This is a genomic window from uncultured Cedecea sp. (genome assembly GCF_947498825.1).
Classification (GTDB): domain Bacteria; phylum Pseudomonadota; class Gammaproteobacteria; order Enterobacterales; family Enterobacteriaceae; genus JGM124.
This window is the reverse complement of sequence record NZ_CANMLV010000023.1, coordinates 65,315-81,836: the sequence shown is the minus strand read 5'-3', so window position 1 is coordinate 81,836 and position 16,522 is coordinate 65,315. Positions and strand designations below refer to the sequence as shown.

Here is a 16,522-nt window from a genome sequence, read left to right as displayed (position 1 = left end):
GGTGCATCCGGGAGGATTCGAACCTCCGACCGCTCGGTTCGTAGCCGAGTACTCTATCCAGCTGAGCTACGGATGCAAAATGGCGGTGAGGCGGGGATTCGAACCCCGGATGCAGCTATTAACCGCATACTCCCTTAGCAGGGGAGCGCCTTCAGCCTCTCGGCCACCTCACCACACGCCTCTTACGAGACACGCCTCTTTCGAGTTGCTTTGAAGAACTTGTCATTTGCTCTTCGTCGCTGCGATGGCGCACATATTACTTTCCCCGGTTTATAAGTCAAACATTTTTTCCAGAGTATTATCCGATTGAACACTTCACAGTCAATTAGTGCGTTATGACGGCAAAAAGAGTGTTTTATCAACAGGAATGTTTGTACAGAAAAGCTTAAGCAGAAATAAAAATGATGTCTGTCAGATAAATTAGTAGCCCAAAGACAGCCGGAAATTAGCAGTCTAAAGACAGTCGGACAGGCAAAAACCACTCAATAAGCGACAGTAAGCGGCGAGTCAGAGCAGAAAGAAAAGACGAAAAGAGTCATGCAGAGAGATAAAACAACAAAGAAAAAGTGCTAAGAAGTAGAGAAAAACGATGAGGTGAAAAAAGACGCGCCTCGCGAGTTTATCGAGCGAGACGCTTTATGCTTAGAAGTTTGTTTGTTGAGACTTTTCAGCCTGAATGCGCTGGTATATTTCTTCACGATGCACGGAAACTTCTTTAGGGGCATTCACGCCTATGCGAACCTGGTTTCCTTTTACCCCAAGCACTGTCACGGTCACCTCATCGCCAATCATAAGGGTCTCACCAACTCGACGAGTCAGAATTAACATTCTTTGCTCCTTGAAAGATTAAAAGAGTCTGGTCGCTCTATCCCGGCATTATCCATCATATAACTCCAAAAAGTAAGCAATAACAAACATGACATCACTGCATTACATTCTGCTATGAGTAAGTTTAGCCGATATATACTATTGTAACCTGACTTTATTTTTATGAACACGCTGTATTTATCATGAATATGCCACAACAATTGTCCGTTGTGGCATATATTTACACAGTAATTATGTTCAGAGTTTTGCTGTAACCCAAGCTTCAACCCCAGCTAACGCAGCGGGTAAAGCATGACTATCAGTGCCTCCGGCCTGTGCCATATCAGGACGACCACCACCTTTTCCACCAACTTGCTGGGCAATCATACCAACCAGCTCGCCAGCTTTAACTCTGTCAGTAACGTCTTTAGACACCCCGGCAATCAACGAAACTTTGCCATCAACGACTGTCGCAAGCACGATGACGGCAGATCCCAGCTGATTTTTCAGGTCATCAACCATAGTACGTAGTAACTTAGGCTCAACATTACTGAGTGTACTCACAAGTAATTTGACGCCTTTAATATCAACGGCCTGACTAGAAAGACTGGCACTTTCCTGAGAAGCCTGTTGCGCTTTCAGTTGTTGCAGTTCTTTCTCAAGCTGACGATTGCGTTCCAGCACAGCACGAACTTTATCGTTAAGACCCTGGGTATCACCTTTCAACATCTGGGCAATATCATGCAGTCTGTCGCTTTGTTCGTGGAGAGTAGCCAGCGCACCTTCACCCGTTACGGCTTCAATACGACGGATACCTGCTGCAGTGCCTGACTCGGCGCTGATACGGAACAGACCAATATCACCTGTACGTGATGCGTGAGTTCCGCCACAGAGTTCAGTGGAGAACTCCCCCATGCTGAGAACACGGACATTATCGTCGTATTTCTCACCAAACAGGGCCATAGCACCTTTTGCTTTCGCCGCTTCCAGATCCATGATCTGTGTCTCAATCGGCAGGTTACGACGAATTTGCGCATTGACGATATCTTCAACAGCGCGAATTTCGGCAGGTTTCATCGCCTCAAAATGAGAGAAGTCGAAACGCAGGCCCTTATCATTAACCAGAGAGCCTTTCTGAGCAACATGAGTGCCCAGTACTTGGCGCAGAGCAGCATGCAGTAAGTGCGTGGCTGAGTGGTTTAAACGAATGCGATTACGATACTCCAGAGAGACGTCAGCCTGAACGTTTTGGCCCACTTTTAAACTGCCGCTTGCCAGCTTGCCCAGATGGCCAATTGCCTGACCATATTTCTGCGTATCAGCAACAACAAACTGCGCGCCTTCAGCATTCAGCGTTCCGGTATCGCCTACCTGGCCGCCAGACTCTGCATAGAACGGGGTCTTATCAAGAATGATAACCGCTTCATCATCTTGATTAACCTGTTCAACAGATTTGCCATCAACAAAAATAGCGCTGACAGTCGCGTTAAAAGAGAGGTTATCGTAGCCCTTAAACTCAGAAGCACCGTCAACACGGATCATGGCATTGTAGTCAGCCCCGAAACCACTGGCATCACGCGCGCGGCGACGCTGCTCTTCCATTGCGGCTTCAAAACCTGCTTCATCGACCGTAATGTTACGCTCACGACAAACATCGGCGGTTAAATCAACCGGGAAGCCGTAGGTATCATAGAGGCGAAAAGCCGTTTCACCATCAAGCACATCGCCTTTCAGGTTAGCCAACTCTTCGTCAAGCAAGGCCAGGCCACGCTCAAGCGTACGCGCAAATTGCTCTTCTTCGGTTTTTAAAACCTGTTCAACCAGCGCTTGCTGCTGCGCCAGTTCTTCACCTGCGCTACCCATTACGGCAACCAGCGGAGCAACCAATTTATAGAAGAAGGTTTCCTGCGCTCCCAGCATATTACCGTGGCGAATCGCACGACGGATAATACGGCGCAGTACATAGCCCCGGTTTTCATTCGATGGCGTGACGCCGTCAGCAATCAGGAAGGCACAAGAACGAATGTGGTCAGCAATAACGCGCAGCGATTTATTCGACAAGTCTGTAGCGCCTGTAACCTCAGCAACAGCCTGAATCAAACGCTTAAACAAATCGATATCGTAGTTAGAGTTCACGTGTTGCAATACCGCAGCAATACGCTCTAAGCCCATACCGGTATCAACCGAAGGTTTCGGTAACGGCTGCATAGAGCCATCGGCCTGACGGTTGAACTGCATAAAGACGATATTCCAGATCTCAATATAGCGATCGCCATCTTCCTCAGGAGATCCCGGAGGTCCACCCCAAATATGGTCGCCATGATCGAAGAAAATTTCGGTGCAAGGACCACAAGGCCCTGTATCACCCATCTGCCAGAAGTTATCAGAAGCAAAAGGAGCGCCTTTATTATCGCCAATGCGAATGATACGCTCGCGCGGCACGCCCACTTCTTTTTCCCAAATCTCAAAGGCCTCATCGTCACTTTCGTAGACGGTTACCCAGAGACGTTCTTTTGGCAAATTAAACCATTGTTCGCCGGTCAGTAATTCCCATGCGAAGTTAATAGCATCATTTTTGAAATAGTCGCCAAAACTGAAGTTACCGAGCATTTCAAAAAAGGTATGGTGACGCGCGGTGTAACCGACGTTTTCCAGATCGTTATGCTTACCTCCCGCACGCACACAACGCTGAGACGTGGTGGCTCGGGAGTAACTACGCTTATCCAGACCCAGGAAAACATCTTTAAACTGGTTCATTCCGGCGTTAGTAAACAGCAAAGTCGGATCGTTGTTTGGAACCAGGGAGCTACTCGCTACAACCTGGTGGCCTTTACTTTGGAAAAAATCGAGAAACGCCTGACGGATCTCAGCGGTGCTCTTGCTCATAAATATCCTGAAATCAAGCTAACAAAGAGTTATAAACCAGTGCTGATGGCCTTTTTTCACTATCAGAACTCGTTTACCTGGGAAAAAGTGGGAATAAGATAAGTTTTCTGGCGAGGGAAGTAAAATCCCGTCTGACACTAATCGACAAAAATTCAGTAGATATTCTGAATGTCTTCCATAAAAAAGCCACGATAAAGCAAAAATCTCTGCACTTTAACCCGCTTTTGCCACTCGTCGGGCAGAGGGGTGCCAAATTTACGCTCGGCCGTTTCTTTCGCTTGCTGGCCCCAGTCTATTTCACAGGCATACAATACCTCTTCCCGAATCTCCCTGCTAATACCTTTCTGTTGTAGTGACTGACGAATGGATTGTGGCCCGTATCCTTTACGACTACGACTGACAATAAATCGCATCGCAAACTGTCGGTCATCAAGCCAGTTTTGCTGATAGCACCAGGCAATCACTTTTTCGATATCGTCGGCTGAATAGTCTGTTTTTTCTGCTTGCAGCCCGAAAGGGGCGGAAGTTACTGGCGTCGTGAGCTTACGTCTGAGTTCCTGTTCACTATGATCGCGCATAGCAAGAATACGAACTGCTCTGTCACACAACCGGGAAAAGGGACTACGAGAAGATGAGGGTAACTGTTCAGACATCATAAAACAGGCAACACTGAGTAGTGATAACGGATAATTAAAAAGACACGACAGGTCTCAGGTGTGATAACGCGTTCGAGGGGTATGATAATCCCCCTCGAATACGCCTGGGATATTTTAAAAATCGTCAGAGGCTTCCATTGCATTACTGTCGTTTTCATCAACAGTAAAATCAGGTTTGCTATCCGGATTGTTCAGCAATGTCTCACGCAGTAATTTTTCAATTTCCTCAGACATTGGTTTGTTTTCCTTCAGGAAATTACTGGCATTAGCTTTACCCTGACCAATTTTTTCGCCTTTATAGCTATACCATGCACCGGCTTTTTCAATCAGTTTATGCTTAACACCTAAATCAACCAGTTCGCCGTAGAAGTTGATCCCTTCCCCGTAGAGGATCTGGAATTCTGCTTGTTTAAATGGCGCAGCAATTTTGTTTTTTACCACTTTAACGCGAGTTTCACTACCAATCACATTATCGCCGTCTTTTACCGCACCGATACGGCGGATATCAAGACGGACAGAAGCGTAGAATTTCAGAGCGTTACCACCGGTGGTAGTTTCCGGGTTACCAAACATCACGCCGATTTTCATACGGATCTGGTTAATGAAGATAAGCAGGGTATTAGACTGCTTCAAGTTACCTGCCAGCTTACGCATTGCCTGGCTCATCATACGTGCCGCAAGACCCATATGAGAATCACCGATCTCACCTTCAATTTCGGCTTTCGGTGTCAGAGCGGCAACGGAGTCAACGATGATAACGTCCACCGCACCAGAACGTGCCAGTGCATCACAAATTTCTAATGCTTGCTCACCGGTATCTGGCTGGGAACACAGCAGGTTATCGATATCAACGCCCAATTTCTTGGCATAGACCGGATCCAGCGCATGTTCTGCATCAATAAACGCACAGGTTTTACCTTCGCGCTGTGCTGCAGCAATAACTTGTAGGGTTAGCGTCGTTTTACCTGAAGATTCAGGCCCATAAATCTCTACGATACGCCCCATAGGTAAGCCGCCAGCACCCAGAGCAATATCCAATGAAAGGGAACCAGTAGAAATGGTTTCTACGTCCATAGTACGGTCTTCACCCAGACGCATGATGGAGCCTTTACCAAATTGCTTTTCAATTTGACCAAGTGCTGCCGCTAACGCCTTCTGTTTGTTTTCGTCGATAGCCATTTCTACTCCTGTCATGCAGTATCAAGCGAGATTCGCTATTCTGCGTTTTCGATACGATTTTATTGAATCAATTATACTGTACAATCATACAGCATCAAGCTTATTTTTGAGAAAATAATTCCACAAAGTTTGTAATGCAAACTCCGTTGCCTGATGGCGAACGGCATCACGGTCACCCGTAAAGCGGGTTGTTACGGTAAAAGTCTGCCCCTGCTTATCTACAAAGCCAAACCAGACCGTTCCTACCGGTTTTTCTTCACTACCACCGTCCGGTCCGGCAATGCCGCTGACCGATACCGCATAATCAGCCTTAGCCGCCTGCAATGCCCCGAGGGCCATTTCACGCACTACCGGCTCACTCACCGCCCCGTATGCTTTCAACGTCTCAGGGGTAACACTGATTAATTGCTGTTTAGCCAGATTGCTATAAGTCACAAACCCCCGATCAAACCACGCAGAACTCCCCGGGACATCGGTTATCACTTTTGCTATCCAGCCTCCTGTACAGGACTCTGCTGTAGTGAGGGTGGCGCCACATAATTCAAGGGCCTGGCCAATCTGCTTACTTAACTCAAATAATGTGTTCTCTGTCATATGGATTCCAATTTTAGGCATATCATCAAACAACCGAATAGCATTTTACTCAAGCCTCAGAGGATTACATCTGCTTATGCGACGAAGGTTCCAAAGTGATGACATTAAATCTATGCGGTTAAAATCAGCAGTACCATATATGGCTATTTTATGGGTATCAGGAAGAAAAATCCGGCAATTAAAAACAGTGATGAACACCTGATAGAAAAATGAACAATCAACACAAAAAATAAAACCATCGTAAAGAAAACAGATCGATATTCATTTCAATAAAGATACCCCCCTCCTCCCATATTAAAATCATCCCCCATTCTAAATTTAAACCCTACGCGGTGTTTAAATGACAAAAAATGAGCTTCAAAAGCCACACCAGAAAAACAATAACCAGTTAATTTAATTGAAAAATAAAAATAACAGAAAACATAAAAAGTCACCGCTTCAACTTTTCCTGATAGAAAAATTTTTTCCTTCATGAAGATCACAAGGTAAAAATTGTTTTCGTGAACGGCATCTCAAAACGCAACTTTACTCTCGACGCCTACTTGTTTAAAAAAAAAACCTACGCTTAAATTAATCAACTTCACAAATATTTGTAAACTTATAATGTTCTTCACTGGTTGTTTTAAGGGGCTGTTATGTCAAAAATCAAGTTCGCTACTCGTCTGAATTCTTTTGCATCTGGGGCTCATCTTTACTGGCCTGATTTACAGGGAAAACCTTCTGTTTTGCAGATGATCAAACGAGCAGGGGAAGTCAAAGGTCTGACACATCTGGATCTGAACTATCCGCAGCATATGACAAGCGATATCAATACTATGCGTCGGGCAATTGAAGATGCAGGTTTGGCAGTCAACGGCATGCAAATGCGCTGGGATGCCCCTCAATTCAAAATCGGTGCGTTCACTAACCCTGATCCTAAAATCCGTCGAGAGGCCATTGAACTTACTAAACGCGGTATTGATGCTGGCCGCGAATTTGGCTCAAAACTGATGACGCTGTGGATGGGGCAAGATGGTTTTGACTATTGCTTCCAGGCTGATTACAAAAAAATATGGGAAGACGCGGTCAGCGCGGTCAGAGAAGTTGCAGAGTATGCACCAGATGTTGATGTCAGCATTGAGTACAAACCGAATGAACCGCGTGCCTATAGCATCTTCCCGAATGCTACAACTTGTTTATTGGCGGTAGAGGAAGCGAGCTGCCCGAATCTCGGCATTACTCTCGATTTCGCCCATGTCCTGTTTGCCAATGAAATTCCTGCTTTTGCCGCAGCCATGGTTGCACGTCGTTCACGCCTGCTAGGACTTGATCTTAATGACGGCTGGGGAAAACGTGATGATGGTCTGATGGTCGGTTCCGTCAACCCACGCGCCACATTAGAGTTCCTCTGGCAAATGCAACGTGATGGTTATCAGGGAGCTTACTACTTTGATACCTTCCCGGATGCAAGCGGTCTCGACCCTGTGCGTGAGGCAGAGACAAATATCGCCACCGTGATGCATCTGCTGAAAATGAGCGAACAGCTCAATAATAATAGTGCCCTGCTGGAAGCTATCAGTCGTCAGGACGCTGTTGCGTCTCAACAAATTGTGAATGCAATTATGTTGAGCAAATAATAAAAACTGGTCGAAGACTGGATAACCGATGTAGCCAACATAACGAGAAAAAAGGTCTGAAAATGAAAAAAATATTACTCTCTGTACTCGTTTCTTCCCTGTTCTGCACTAGCGTTTACGCTGCCAAGCTAACGCCACTCCAGTCTGATAGCGAACCAGACCGCACAGATTGGTCACAACTCGAAAGTAAATACGGCCCATTACCAGAAATTGATCCTAAATTAAAAATTGGTGGTGTATCAAAAACATTGACCAATGAGTACTGGCGCTTGTTAGGACAGGGATACCAGAATGTCGCGAAAAAATACGGTTTCACGGTTGAATACCAGGCAGCTGCAAATGAAAATGATCAATTAGGCCAGCTTGCTATTGCAGAAACAATGATCTCCCAGGGCTTTAATGGCCTATTAGCTTCACCGCAAACCGATATTAATTTAGAACCGGCACTGGAAAAAGCCAGCACAAATAATATCCCTGTCGTCAACGTAAATGATGCTGTCATGCCAAATGCACAGCACTATGTTGGTAATGTTCAAAAAGATAACGGTGTTCGTGTCGCACAGTGGTTTATTCAACATTATCCACAAGGCGGGAAAGTAGCCGTGATTGAAGGACAACCAGGTGTCTATGCAGCAGGCCAGCGCACACGCGGTTTTAAAGAAACATTAGACAGTAACGGTAAATTCAATATTGTCGCGAGTATTCCGGCAAACTGGAGCCGAGAACAAGCTTATAACGCTGCAACCACTATTCTTCAACAACATCCAGACCTGATAGGTTTCTATGCCAACAATGACACAATGGCTCTCGGTGTCGTTGAGGCCGTTCGTGCAATGAATAAAGCTGAGCAAACAAAAGTATTTGGTACTGATGGTATTTCAGATGCATACGCATCTATCAAACGCGGTGAACTTACCGGAACAGTTGACAGCTTCCCTGTACTCACGGGTGAAGTTGCAATGAATGTCATATTACGTTTGAACAATGGCCAGAAAATATCACGCGTAGTCGCCACGCCACAAGCACTGATAACCAAAGAAAACGTCGAGGCATTTTCCACCGAAGATCAGGAAAAATTGCGTCAACTATTAACTCAGCAGTAATAAGTAAGGTAGAGAGTGTATGGAACAGTATCGCTTAATGATGCGTGGCATCAGCAAAACTTACGGCAGTGCTGCTGCTTTACAGAATGTCGATTTCTCTGTGAAACCTGGTGAAGTTCATGCCCTTATTGGTGAAAATGGTGCGGGTAAGTCTACCCTGTTGAATATTCTGTCTGGGGTACGCGCAGCAGATAACGGTGAAATTAGTGTGAATGGAATACCTGTATTGATGAGTAATCCACTCAGTGCGCGTCATGCGGGTATTGCAATGATTCACCAGGAATTACAGCATGTTCCAGAACTCTCTGTCGCACAGAATATGTTTCTTGGTCGCCCCATAACCAAAGCAGGAGGTATATGGGTCGACCGGAAAGCACAGGTTGCACGAGCAAAACAAATTCTGTTGCGTCTTGATCCGTCAATTGACCCTAATGAGCCCATCAAAAATCTGAAAGTCTCACAACAGCAAATTGTTGAGATTGCTCGCGCCATGCTTGATGACGCTAAAATTATTGCCATGGATGAACCGACATCAAGTTTGACGCCTCGTGAATTTGATCGCTTGGCAGAGTTGATTTCAGATTTAAAATCAACAGGCGTTTCATTGATTTACGTTTCACATAAAATGAATGAAATTTTCAGAGTTTGTGACCGGGCCACTATTATGCGTGATGGTAGCCAGGTAGGTGTTGTTAACATTCATGATGAAACCGAGGAAAGTATTGTCGCCAAAATGGTGGGGCGAAAAATAGAAAAACTCGGGCATAACTCATACGTTACCGACAGAGAAGTGCTACGTGTTGAAAATCTCTCCCGTGATAAACATGTTCAGTCAGCAAATTTTAGTGTTTGTGCAGGAGAAGTACTGGGTATTGCGGGTCTTGTAGGTGCAGGACGTACCGAGTTATTAAAACTTATTGCCGGACTGGATAAACGCAGTAGTGGTAATGTTATCGTCGATAATATTCCAGTACGTAATCATAACATTAAGGATGCAATTCGTGCAGGAATTGGCCTGGTACCAGAGGACCGTAAAAAAGAAGGTATTATTAAAATAAGAGCAGTAAAAATGAATATGGCTCTTCCTTCTCTGCGTCGATTCACTACTGCTGGGTTATTGAATAAGTCTAAGCTCAATCATACTGCACATGATGTCATGAGTGATCTCAACCTTCGTCCACTCGATATTGAAAAAACAATCGGCACACTAAGTGGGGGTAACCAGCAGAAAGTCATCATAGGCCGTTGGATCGCAGCTGATGCAAAAGTATTTTTATTCGATGAACCAACACGGGGAATTGATATTGGTGCCAAGTCTGAAATTTATAATTTAATAGAAAAACTCGCTAAATCAGGCAAAGCAATTATCGTCGTTTCTTCAGAAATGACTGAGATTATTCGAATTTCTGACCGGGTACTCGTTATGCGGGAAGGGAAAATAACAAAAGAATTATCTGGTCAGATGATAACTGAAGAAAATATTGCACGTTTTGCTATTAATGACCTGGAAACTAAATAATATTTTTTCTGTATACCTATGAAGGCTACATTTATGATGACGAAAACAACGAGTCGTTCAGCGACATCTATGCCATCGCTGTTAAAATTTAATTTACGTGATGCCGGTACATTAATTGGTTTACTTATTATTATTGTCACTTTTTCTTTTTTATCGCCTGTTTTTTTAACTGTTCCTAATTTACTTAATATTTTACAACAGTCCTCCCTTAATGCGTTAATTGCTATGGGAATGACGCTGGTCATTATTTCAGGAGGCATAGACCTCTCGGTGGGCCCAACTGCTGCTCTGTCTGCCGTTTTGGGGGCGACATTGATGATCTCTGGTGTGCCAATGCCAGTTGCTCTTCTTGCTACCTTAGGTATTGGTGCCCTATGTGGTATTTTCAGCGGTTCACTAATTGCCTATGCTGGCCTGCAACCTTTTATTGTGACTCTGGGTGGACTTTCGCTGTTCCGCGCTATCTCACTGATCTACACCGGAGGTAGCCCTGTTTTTGGTATTCCTGGGGAATTTCGTAGCTTTATTAATGGAACGCTATTTAGTATCCCAGTCCCTATTATCATTGTCGCCGTTATTGCTCTGGTATTATGGACAGTAATGAATAAAACCCCATTAGGTGAGTATATTCTGGCCATTGGCGGTAATGAAGAGGCCGCCAGAGTCGCGGGGGTTCCTGTTAAACGAACTAAAATGGCTGTCTATGTGATATCCGGAACCCTGGCCTCACTGGCATCACTCATTTTGATAGGTCGACTCGGAGCAGCGGAACCGACTATCGGCAATCTATGGGAATTAGATGCGATAGCTGCCGCTGCCATTGGTGGTGCTTCATTGATGGGCGGGAAAGGTAGCATCTTCGGAACACTGATTGGTGTGATTATTCTCGGTGCATTGCGTAATGGTTTAACATTATTAAATATTCAGGCTTTTTATCAATTGCTTGCCACCGGCCTGATTATTATCATAGCAATGTTGATCGATAGGGCTACCCGAGGCAATTAATGAAGCTAGATCCGCGAGCCATTGGTGCTCAAATCCGCATGCGTCTACCACAACTGACCCCACTAGAGCGTCGTGTGGCTGAAGCAATCACATCGCTGACAGATATCACTGAGCAAACATCATTAAAAGAGATTGCCCAGGAAAATAATGTTTCTGAAGCAATGATAGTTAAGATCACAAAAAAACTTAACTTCACAGGATTCAGGCACTTCAGAAGCAGTTTAATTTATTATAATGAGTCTGAAGTCGCGGGGTTACATGCGGAAATTGAACCTGATGATTCATCGGAACAATTACTGGCTAAAGTATTTAGAACATCTATTCAGGCAATTGAAGAAACAATGTCTATTTTAGATATTTCTGAATTCGACCGAGCAGCAGACATTATATTTAAAGCACGTCATATCGATTTATATGCTGTGGGAGGTTCAGCAACTGTCGCTCGAGACCTGTCCCACAAAATGCTAAAAATAGGCATAAAATCAATGGCCTATGATGACGCAAATATAATGCTAATGTCTGCTGCAGTGCTCTCTGACGATGACGTTGTCATTGCTATTAGCCATTCAGGTTCGACACGTACTGTTAATGATGCTGTCAAACTGGCGGCACGTAATGGGGCCAAAGTAATTGTAATAACAAATTATGCCGAGTCACCTATTGCACGCAATTCACATGTGGTGCTCAACTCAACGTCTCAAGGATCGCATTTACTCGGAGAAAATGCCGCATCACGTATTGCTCAGCTTAATATTCTCGATGCTTTATTTGTCGCTATCGCGAAAAAAGACCTGGTGCGCGCAGAAAAAAATCTTACGAAAACTCAGCATGCGGTTCAGAATCAGCGGGAATTCTAACTATGAGTAAAATCGTCGTCGTCGGTAGCCTCCATTACGATATTATGCTGGATGCCCATCATCGCCCTGAAAAAGGTGAAACTGTAATGGGGACTTCCTGCCATTATAAATTTGGTGGGAAAGGAGGAAATCAAGCAATTGCCGCCGCAAAAGCAGGCGCAACTGTCACTTTTGCCGGTGCCGTAGGTGCAGATGAACAAGGCAAATTTTTGCTACAAACGTTAAAAAATGCTGGCGTCAACTGTGATTCGGTTGAAGTCATCACGACAGTACCTTCCGGAATGAGTGTCGCTATTACCGATACCGAAGGCGATTACGGTGCCGTTATTGTATCAAATGCTAATCAACATATATCGTGCCGTACTTTCCGTGACGATACATTCTGGCAGGATGTCGGAATGCTTATTTTGCAAAACGAAGTGCCAGAAATAACAAATATTCATGCAGCATCAGAAGCACGACAGCGAGGTATTCCCGTGTTAATCAATGCCGCACCAGCACGTCAGTTGTCTCCAGAATTAGAAAAAAATATTAATTTATTACTCGTAAATGCAGTTGAAGCTCGTGATATGAGCAATATTACTGTTGATTCTCTGGATACTGCAGTACAAGCCGCTGAAGTGCTTGCCAGACATTTTCCGCAAGTCGTTGTAACCGCAGGAGAACAGGGTGTTGCATGGTGTGAGGCAGGTAATACCGCAAAAAGTCTGGCGGCAAAGAAAATAGCGCTCATTAGTACACATGGTGCCGGAGATTGTTTTACGGGGGTTTTAAGCCAGGCATTGATCCAACAACGTTCACTCGAAGATGCAGTCATACTTGCCAACGACGCCGCAGCACGGCATGTGTCGCAGCCTCGTAAGTAGCAAACGCAATTTCGCGCTCGCACTACCTTACTGGCGATAATATCCGGCATAACATACCCCAATTCAAATAAAACGAATTGGGGTATTTACGTTTATCTGGCCAGAGCGACTGCCTGACCGAGCTGCCACACAGCCATGGCATAATGAGTACTGTGATTATAGCGAGTGATAGTGTAGAAATTCGGTAAGCCGTACCAGTACTGATAGCGATCCCCCATATCAAAACGCAGCAAACTCGCCTCCTGGTGGTTACCCAGTGAGACTTGTGGACTCAAACCTGATTGTGCCAAAGCAGAGACGCTATATTTAGTTTTAAAGCCATTTGCCAGTCCCGGAACTTGCCCGTTGGCAGGAACAGCAACGACATCGCCTTGCTTCCAGCCATGTGCTTTGAAATAGTTTGCGACACTGCCTATCGCATCTTCTGCATTCCATAAGTTCACATGCCCGTCACCGTTAAAATCAACCGCATACTCTTTAAAAGAAGATGGCATAAACTGGCCATAACCCATCGCTCCGGCAAAGGAGCCTTTAAGTGATAACGGGTCAACTTGCTCATTACGCGCCATTATCAGAAAAGTTTCCAGCTCGCCGGAAAAGTATTCCGCACGACGAGGGTAAGCAAAAGACAGGGTTGCAAGGGCGTCAATAATACGCGTTTTGCCCATCACCCTGCCCCAACGAGTTTCAACGCCGATGATGCCGACAATGATTTCAGGTGGTACACCATAAATCTGGTGGGCACGGTTCAGGGTTGACTCATATTGATTCCAGAATTTCACGCCATTTTGTACGTTATCCGGAGTGATAAATTTACCGCGGTAACGCAACCATGCTCCATTAGGCCCTGGAGCCGGGGCAACAGAGGGAGCCTGTTGATCCATCAGGCGTAAGACATAGTCGAGTTTTTTTGTCTGCGACAGAATTTCATGCATTTGCTGTCTGTCGAAGCCATGGACCTTGACCATTTTATCAATAAATTTTTCAGCTTCAGGGTTATAGGCAAAATCCCCGGTGGCCATAAAAACGGTCTCAGAAGGTTGCAGCAAAAAACCACCTGTTTGCGGCGTGACTTTGGCTACTGGCTGGCTGCTACAAGCAGATAACAGTGCAATGAAGGGGAGCATGACAAATGATGAGTAGCGCATCTGATTAGGTATCCGTATCGTTTTCCAGAAATGCCTCTGAGGTAATGTAATGTTACCCGTTTGCCTGGCTTGTTTATACCCTGAAGTGTTTTCTGTACCGAGCCCCTAAGAGAAATCAGCTCAGCAGAATGTCAATGATATCATCGTGGACCGCCTGCCACTCCTCATCACTGAAGGTATAAAACCTGAATCCTCGCAACGCAAAAGCACCTTCTGTTGCCAGTAATGCCAGGCGCAAACGACGCCCTGCCAGACTAGAGGTGTCGAACATTGCAAACAGGTCTTTATAAAAAACTGTCGTTTCAGCCTGGAAGGCCGGTGCCCGAATAAAGCTCGCCATCAACGCGACCGCACGGGTGATAACCTCAGCATCTTCATTGCGGTTTGCCTCAGCATGGGCATGAATACGCATTTTTGGGCTATCGCCCCATTTAGCTAAAAACTCTTCCACGAACCTGTCGTAATTGGCGACAACCCGGTGCAGCATCGCATCAATTAACGCATCTTTATTAGTAAAAGCATAAAGCACCCCGCCCTTACTGACCTGCGCCTCCTTAGCCACAGCTTCAAAAGTCAGGTTACCGGCTCCTTCACGGAGTACCACTTTCTCAGCAGCGTCAAGTAATATATCTCTGTCTATTGTTTTGTGCCGTCCCATCACCTTATCCTTTTCAATCCGTCCGGTCGGATATATATTTACAGCGGGTTTATTTCAATACAATTGCGCGGTCAGGCGCAAAGAGGTTTTAAGATGTTATTCCTTCAGAATCGATGGTTTATACTGCTATCAGCCCTGCTGGCATTTTTACCTATCATAATCGATATGACCATTCTGCACATCGCCATTCCCTCTATTACCCTGGCGCTAGGTGCCAGTGGAAATGAAGTGTTATGGATTATCGATATCTATCCGCTCATTATGGCGGGACTATTGGTTCCAATGGGTACATTATCTGACAGGATCGGGCATCGGCCTATGCTGTTGGCAGGTCTTCTCATCTTTATGCTTGCCTCACTGGCAGCCGCTTTCTCTCCCACCGCGGGTTTGTTAATCACCTCACGCGTCTTGCTTGCGGTTGGCGGTGCGATGGTAATGCCGAATATTCTGGCCATTATCCGACATACATTCGATGATCCCAAAGAACGAGGTATTGCTCTGGGTCTTTGGGGAACAGTGGGCTCTGCCGGTGCGGCTCTTGGTCCGTTAAGTGGTGGCGCATTGCTCGAACATTTCTGGTGGGGATCGGTATTTCTTATCAACGTTCCGGTCATTTTGGTGGTGCTGTTAATGGCTTATTTAAGCCTGCCGCGTCATACCACATTAATGAAGGGAAGCTGGGCACCTGGACAGTCTCTGGTTCTGATTATCGGCCTGATAGCAACGGTTTACGCGGTAAAATCAGGCTTCAAAGTAGACAGCTCCCCGCTTACCAGCGGTCTGATATTTGCCCTTGGGTTGTGTCTGCTGGTCTGGTTCGTCCGTAAGCAGCTTTCCAGCGCCGATCCGATGCTGGATCTATCCCTGTTTGGCAAGCCTGCTATCTGTATTGGTATCATCATGGCACTGGTCGTCAGTGGTGCGCTGATGGGGGTGGAATTGACCCTGGCGCAGGAACTGCAATTTGTGATGGGCTATTCTCCGCTCCAGGCCGGTATTTTTATGATACCACTCGCTGTGGGCTCTGCATTAGGTGGCCCTGTAGCTGGCTATACCACTGCCTTATGCGGACTGCGCAGCGTAGCGGCAACCTCACTACTGACAGCTGCAGGATGTCTTGCAGGACTGAGTATCAGCGACCTCAGTTACCCAGGCGTCATGGTTATTGCTTTACTGGCCCTGTTGGGTATTTCGCTGAGTATCGGTCTGACGGCATCGTCCATTGCTATCATGGACAGTTCACCCGCTGAAAAAGCAGGTGCAGCCGGGTCGCTAGAAGTGACAGGCTATGAGCTAGGAGCGGGTCTGGGTATCACTTTTTTTGGCGTTCTGCTTTCAACGACCTACGCAAATACGATTGTTTTGCCAGATGGGCTACCGGCAGAAATGCAAATCATTGCGGCCAGTTCAATCAGTGACACTATGGTCATTGCAGGCCAGTCAGGTGAACTCGGAACAGCCCTTGCCCGGGCTGGACGTGAAGCATTTTCCGATGCACACAGCATTGTGCTGCTGACCTCGGCAAGCATGATAGCCATGCTGGCTGTAGTGGTATTTTTTATGTTACGAAATTATCGGGTCTCAGCCGTGCCTCAGTCGCATTGAGGCAATAAGTGATTTTTAAAAAA

Annotated in this window: 15 protein-coding genes and 2 tRNA genes; 7 read left to right on the top strand and 10 right to left on the bottom strand. The window is 45.8% G+C overall.

All coding sequences use genetic code 11. The annotated features are described in order from the left end of the window. Nucleotides 1–2: 2 nt before the first annotated feature. From Q1A40_RS19195 to Q1A40_RS19160, 8 genes are all read right to left on the bottom strand, one after another. Nucleotides 3–76, bottom strand: a tRNA-Arg gene (locus Q1A40_RS19195). 4 nt (nt 77–80) lie between these two features. Next, nucleotides 81–173 (bottom strand) — tRNA-Ser (locus tag Q1A40_RS19190). A 469-nt stretch (nt 174–642) separates the two neighbouring features. After that, on the bottom strand, nt 643–828 hold the full coding sequence (csrA, locus tag Q1A40_RS19185; RefSeq protein WP_008458257.1) for a carbon storage regulator CsrA: 186 nt from the start codon (nt 826–828) through the stop codon (nt 643–645). 237 nt (nt 829–1,065) lie between these two features. Next, entirely contained in the window at nt 1,066–3,693 is a 2,628-nt protein-coding gene (gene alaS, locus Q1A40_RS19180; protein ID WP_300003897.1) for an alanine--tRNA ligase, read from the bottom strand. 152 nt (nt 3,694–3,845) lie between these two features. Continuing rightward, on the bottom strand, nt 3,846–4,346 hold the full coding sequence (locus tag Q1A40_RS19175) for a regulatory protein RecX (protein ID WP_300003921.1): 501 nt from the start codon (nt 4,344–4,346) through the stop codon (nt 3,846–3,848). 117 nt (nt 4,347–4,463) lie between these two features. After that, nucleotides 4,464–5,528 carry a recombinase RecA gene (recA, locus tag Q1A40_RS19170; protein WP_300003894.1) on the bottom strand — a complete coding sequence of 355 codons (1,065 nt, stop codon included), beginning with the start codon at nt 5,526–5,528 and terminating at the stop codon, nt 4,464–4,466. Nucleotides 5,529–5,612: 84 nt separating this feature from the next. Next, complete coding sequence (gene pncC, locus Q1A40_RS19165; protein ID WP_300003891.1) at nt 5,613–6,122, bottom strand: nicotinamide-nucleotide amidase; 510 nt, start codon at nt 6,120–6,122, stop codon at nt 5,613–5,615. A 266-nt stretch (nt 6,123–6,388) separates the two neighbouring features. Next, nucleotides 6,389–6,595 carry a hypothetical protein gene (locus Q1A40_RS19160; protein WP_300003888.1) on the bottom strand — a complete coding sequence of 69 codons (207 nt, stop codon included), beginning with the start codon at nt 6,593–6,595 and terminating at the stop codon, nt 6,389–6,391. A 162-nt stretch (nt 6,596–6,757) separates the two neighbouring features. Here Q1A40_RS19160 and Q1A40_RS19155 point away from each other — a divergent pair, with 162 nt between their 5' ends. From Q1A40_RS19155 to Q1A40_RS19130, 6 genes are all read left to right on the top strand, one after another. Then, complete coding sequence (locus tag Q1A40_RS19155; RefSeq protein ID WP_300003886.1) at nt 6,758–7,738, top strand: TIM barrel protein; 981 nt, start codon at nt 6,758–6,760, stop codon at nt 7,736–7,738. A gap of 62 nt (nt 7,739–7,800) precedes the next feature. After that, nucleotides 7,801–8,841, top strand: a complete 1,041-nt coding sequence (locus Q1A40_RS19150; protein ID WP_300003883.1) for a substrate-binding domain-containing protein — start codon at nt 7,801–7,803, stop codon at nt 8,839–8,841. Nucleotides 8,842–8,860: 19 nt separating this feature from the next. Further along, complete coding sequence (locus Q1A40_RS19145; RefSeq protein WP_300003880.1) at nt 8,861–10,360, top strand: sugar ABC transporter ATP-binding protein; 1,500 nt, start codon at nt 8,861–8,863, stop codon at nt 10,358–10,360. Nucleotides 10,361–10,396: 36 nt separating this feature from the next. Continuing rightward, nucleotides 10,397–11,365, top strand: coding sequence for a ribose ABC transporter permease (locus Q1A40_RS19140; RefSeq protein WP_300003918.1), 969 nt, complete (start codon nt 10,397–10,399; stop codon nt 11,363–11,365). After that, nucleotides 11,365–12,222 carry a MurR/RpiR family transcriptional regulator gene (locus tag Q1A40_RS19135; RefSeq protein ID WP_300003877.1) on the top strand — a complete coding sequence of 286 codons (858 nt, stop codon included), beginning with the start codon at nt 11,365–11,367 and terminating at the stop codon, nt 12,220–12,222. The genes Q1A40_RS19140 and Q1A40_RS19135 overlap by 1 nt, the downstream gene beginning before the upstream one ends. Nucleotides 12,223–12,224: 2 nt before the next feature. Beyond that, nucleotides 12,225–13,088 (top strand): PfkB family carbohydrate kinase, encoded by an 864-nt coding sequence (locus Q1A40_RS19130; protein WP_300003874.1) that lies wholly within the window; start codon nt 12,225–12,227, stop codon nt 13,086–13,088. A 92-nt stretch (nt 13,089–13,180) separates the two neighbouring features. Here the strand turns inward: Q1A40_RS19130 and mltB are convergent, their stop codons facing one another. Continuing rightward, nucleotides 13,181–14,236 (bottom strand): lytic murein transglycosylase B, encoded by a 1,056-nt coding sequence (gene mltB / locus Q1A40_RS19125; protein WP_300003871.1) that lies wholly within the window; start codon nt 14,234–14,236, stop codon nt 13,181–13,183. Nucleotides 14,237–14,351: 115 nt separating this feature from the next. Beyond that, nucleotides 14,352–14,894 (bottom strand): TetR/AcrR family transcriptional regulator, encoded by a 543-nt coding sequence (locus Q1A40_RS19120; protein WP_300003868.1) that lies wholly within the window; start codon nt 14,892–14,894, stop codon nt 14,352–14,354. A 93-nt stretch (nt 14,895–14,987) separates the two neighbouring features. Here Q1A40_RS19120 and Q1A40_RS19115 point away from each other — a divergent pair, with 93 nt between their 5' ends. Then, nucleotides 14,988–16,499: an MFS transporter gene (locus Q1A40_RS19115; RefSeq protein ID WP_300003865.1), complete on the top strand. Its 1,512-nt coding sequence runs from the start codon at nt 14,988–14,990 to the stop codon at nt 16,497–16,499. Nucleotides 16,500–16,522: the final 23 nt, after the last annotated feature.

Excerpts from the sequence above, each read along its gene's own strand:
- csrA (WP_008458257.1), bottom strand. The coding sequence starts at position 828 with ATGTTAATTCTGACTCGTCGAGTTGGTGAGACCCTTATGATTGGCGAT.
- alaS (WP_300003897.1), bottom strand. The coding sequence starts at position 3,693 with ATGAGCAAGAGCACCGCTGAGATCCGTCAGGCGTTTCTCGATTTTTTC.
- Q1A40_RS19175 (WP_300003921.1), bottom strand. The coding sequence starts at position 4,346 with ATGTCTGAACAGTTACCCTCATCTTCTCGTAGTCCCTTTTCCCGGTTG.
- recA (WP_300003894.1), bottom strand. The coding sequence starts at position 5,528 with ATGGCTATCGACGAAAACAAACAGAAGGCGTTAGCGGCAGCACTTGGT.
- pncC (WP_300003891.1), bottom strand. The coding sequence starts at position 6,122 with ATGACAGAGAACACATTATTTGAGTTAAGTAAGCAGATTGGCCAGGCC.
- Q1A40_RS19160 (WP_300003888.1), bottom strand. The coding sequence starts at position 6,595 with ATGAAGGAAAAAATTTTTCTATCAGGAAAAGTTGAAGCGGTGACTTTT.
- Q1A40_RS19155 (WP_300003886.1), top strand. The coding sequence starts at position 6,758 with ATGTCAAAAATCAAGTTCGCTACTCGTCTGAATTCTTTTGCATCTGGG.
- Q1A40_RS19150 (WP_300003883.1), top strand. The coding sequence starts at position 7,801 with ATGAAAAAAATATTACTCTCTGTACTCGTTTCTTCCCTGTTCTGCACT.
- Q1A40_RS19145 (WP_300003880.1), top strand. The coding sequence starts at position 8,861 with ATGGAACAGTATCGCTTAATGATGCGTGGCATCAGCAAAACTTACGGC.
- Q1A40_RS19140 (WP_300003918.1), top strand. The coding sequence starts at position 10,397 with ATGACGAAAACAACGAGTCGTTCAGCGACATCTATGCCATCGCTGTTA.
- Q1A40_RS19135 (WP_300003877.1), top strand. The coding sequence starts at position 11,365 with ATGAAGCTAGATCCGCGAGCCATTGGTGCTCAAATCCGCATGCGTCTA.
- Q1A40_RS19130 (WP_300003874.1), top strand. The coding sequence starts at position 12,225 with ATGAGTAAAATCGTCGTCGTCGGTAGCCTCCATTACGATATTATGCTG.
- mltB (WP_300003871.1), bottom strand. The coding sequence starts at position 14,236 with ATGCGCTACTCATCATTTGTCATGCTCCCCTTCATTGCACTGTTATCT.
- Q1A40_RS19120 (WP_300003868.1), bottom strand. The coding sequence starts at position 14,894 with ATGGGACGGCACAAAACAATAGACAGAGATATATTACTTGACGCTGCT.
- Q1A40_RS19115 (WP_300003865.1), top strand. The coding sequence starts at position 14,988 with ATGTTATTCCTTCAGAATCGATGGTTTATACTGCTATCAGCCCTGCTG.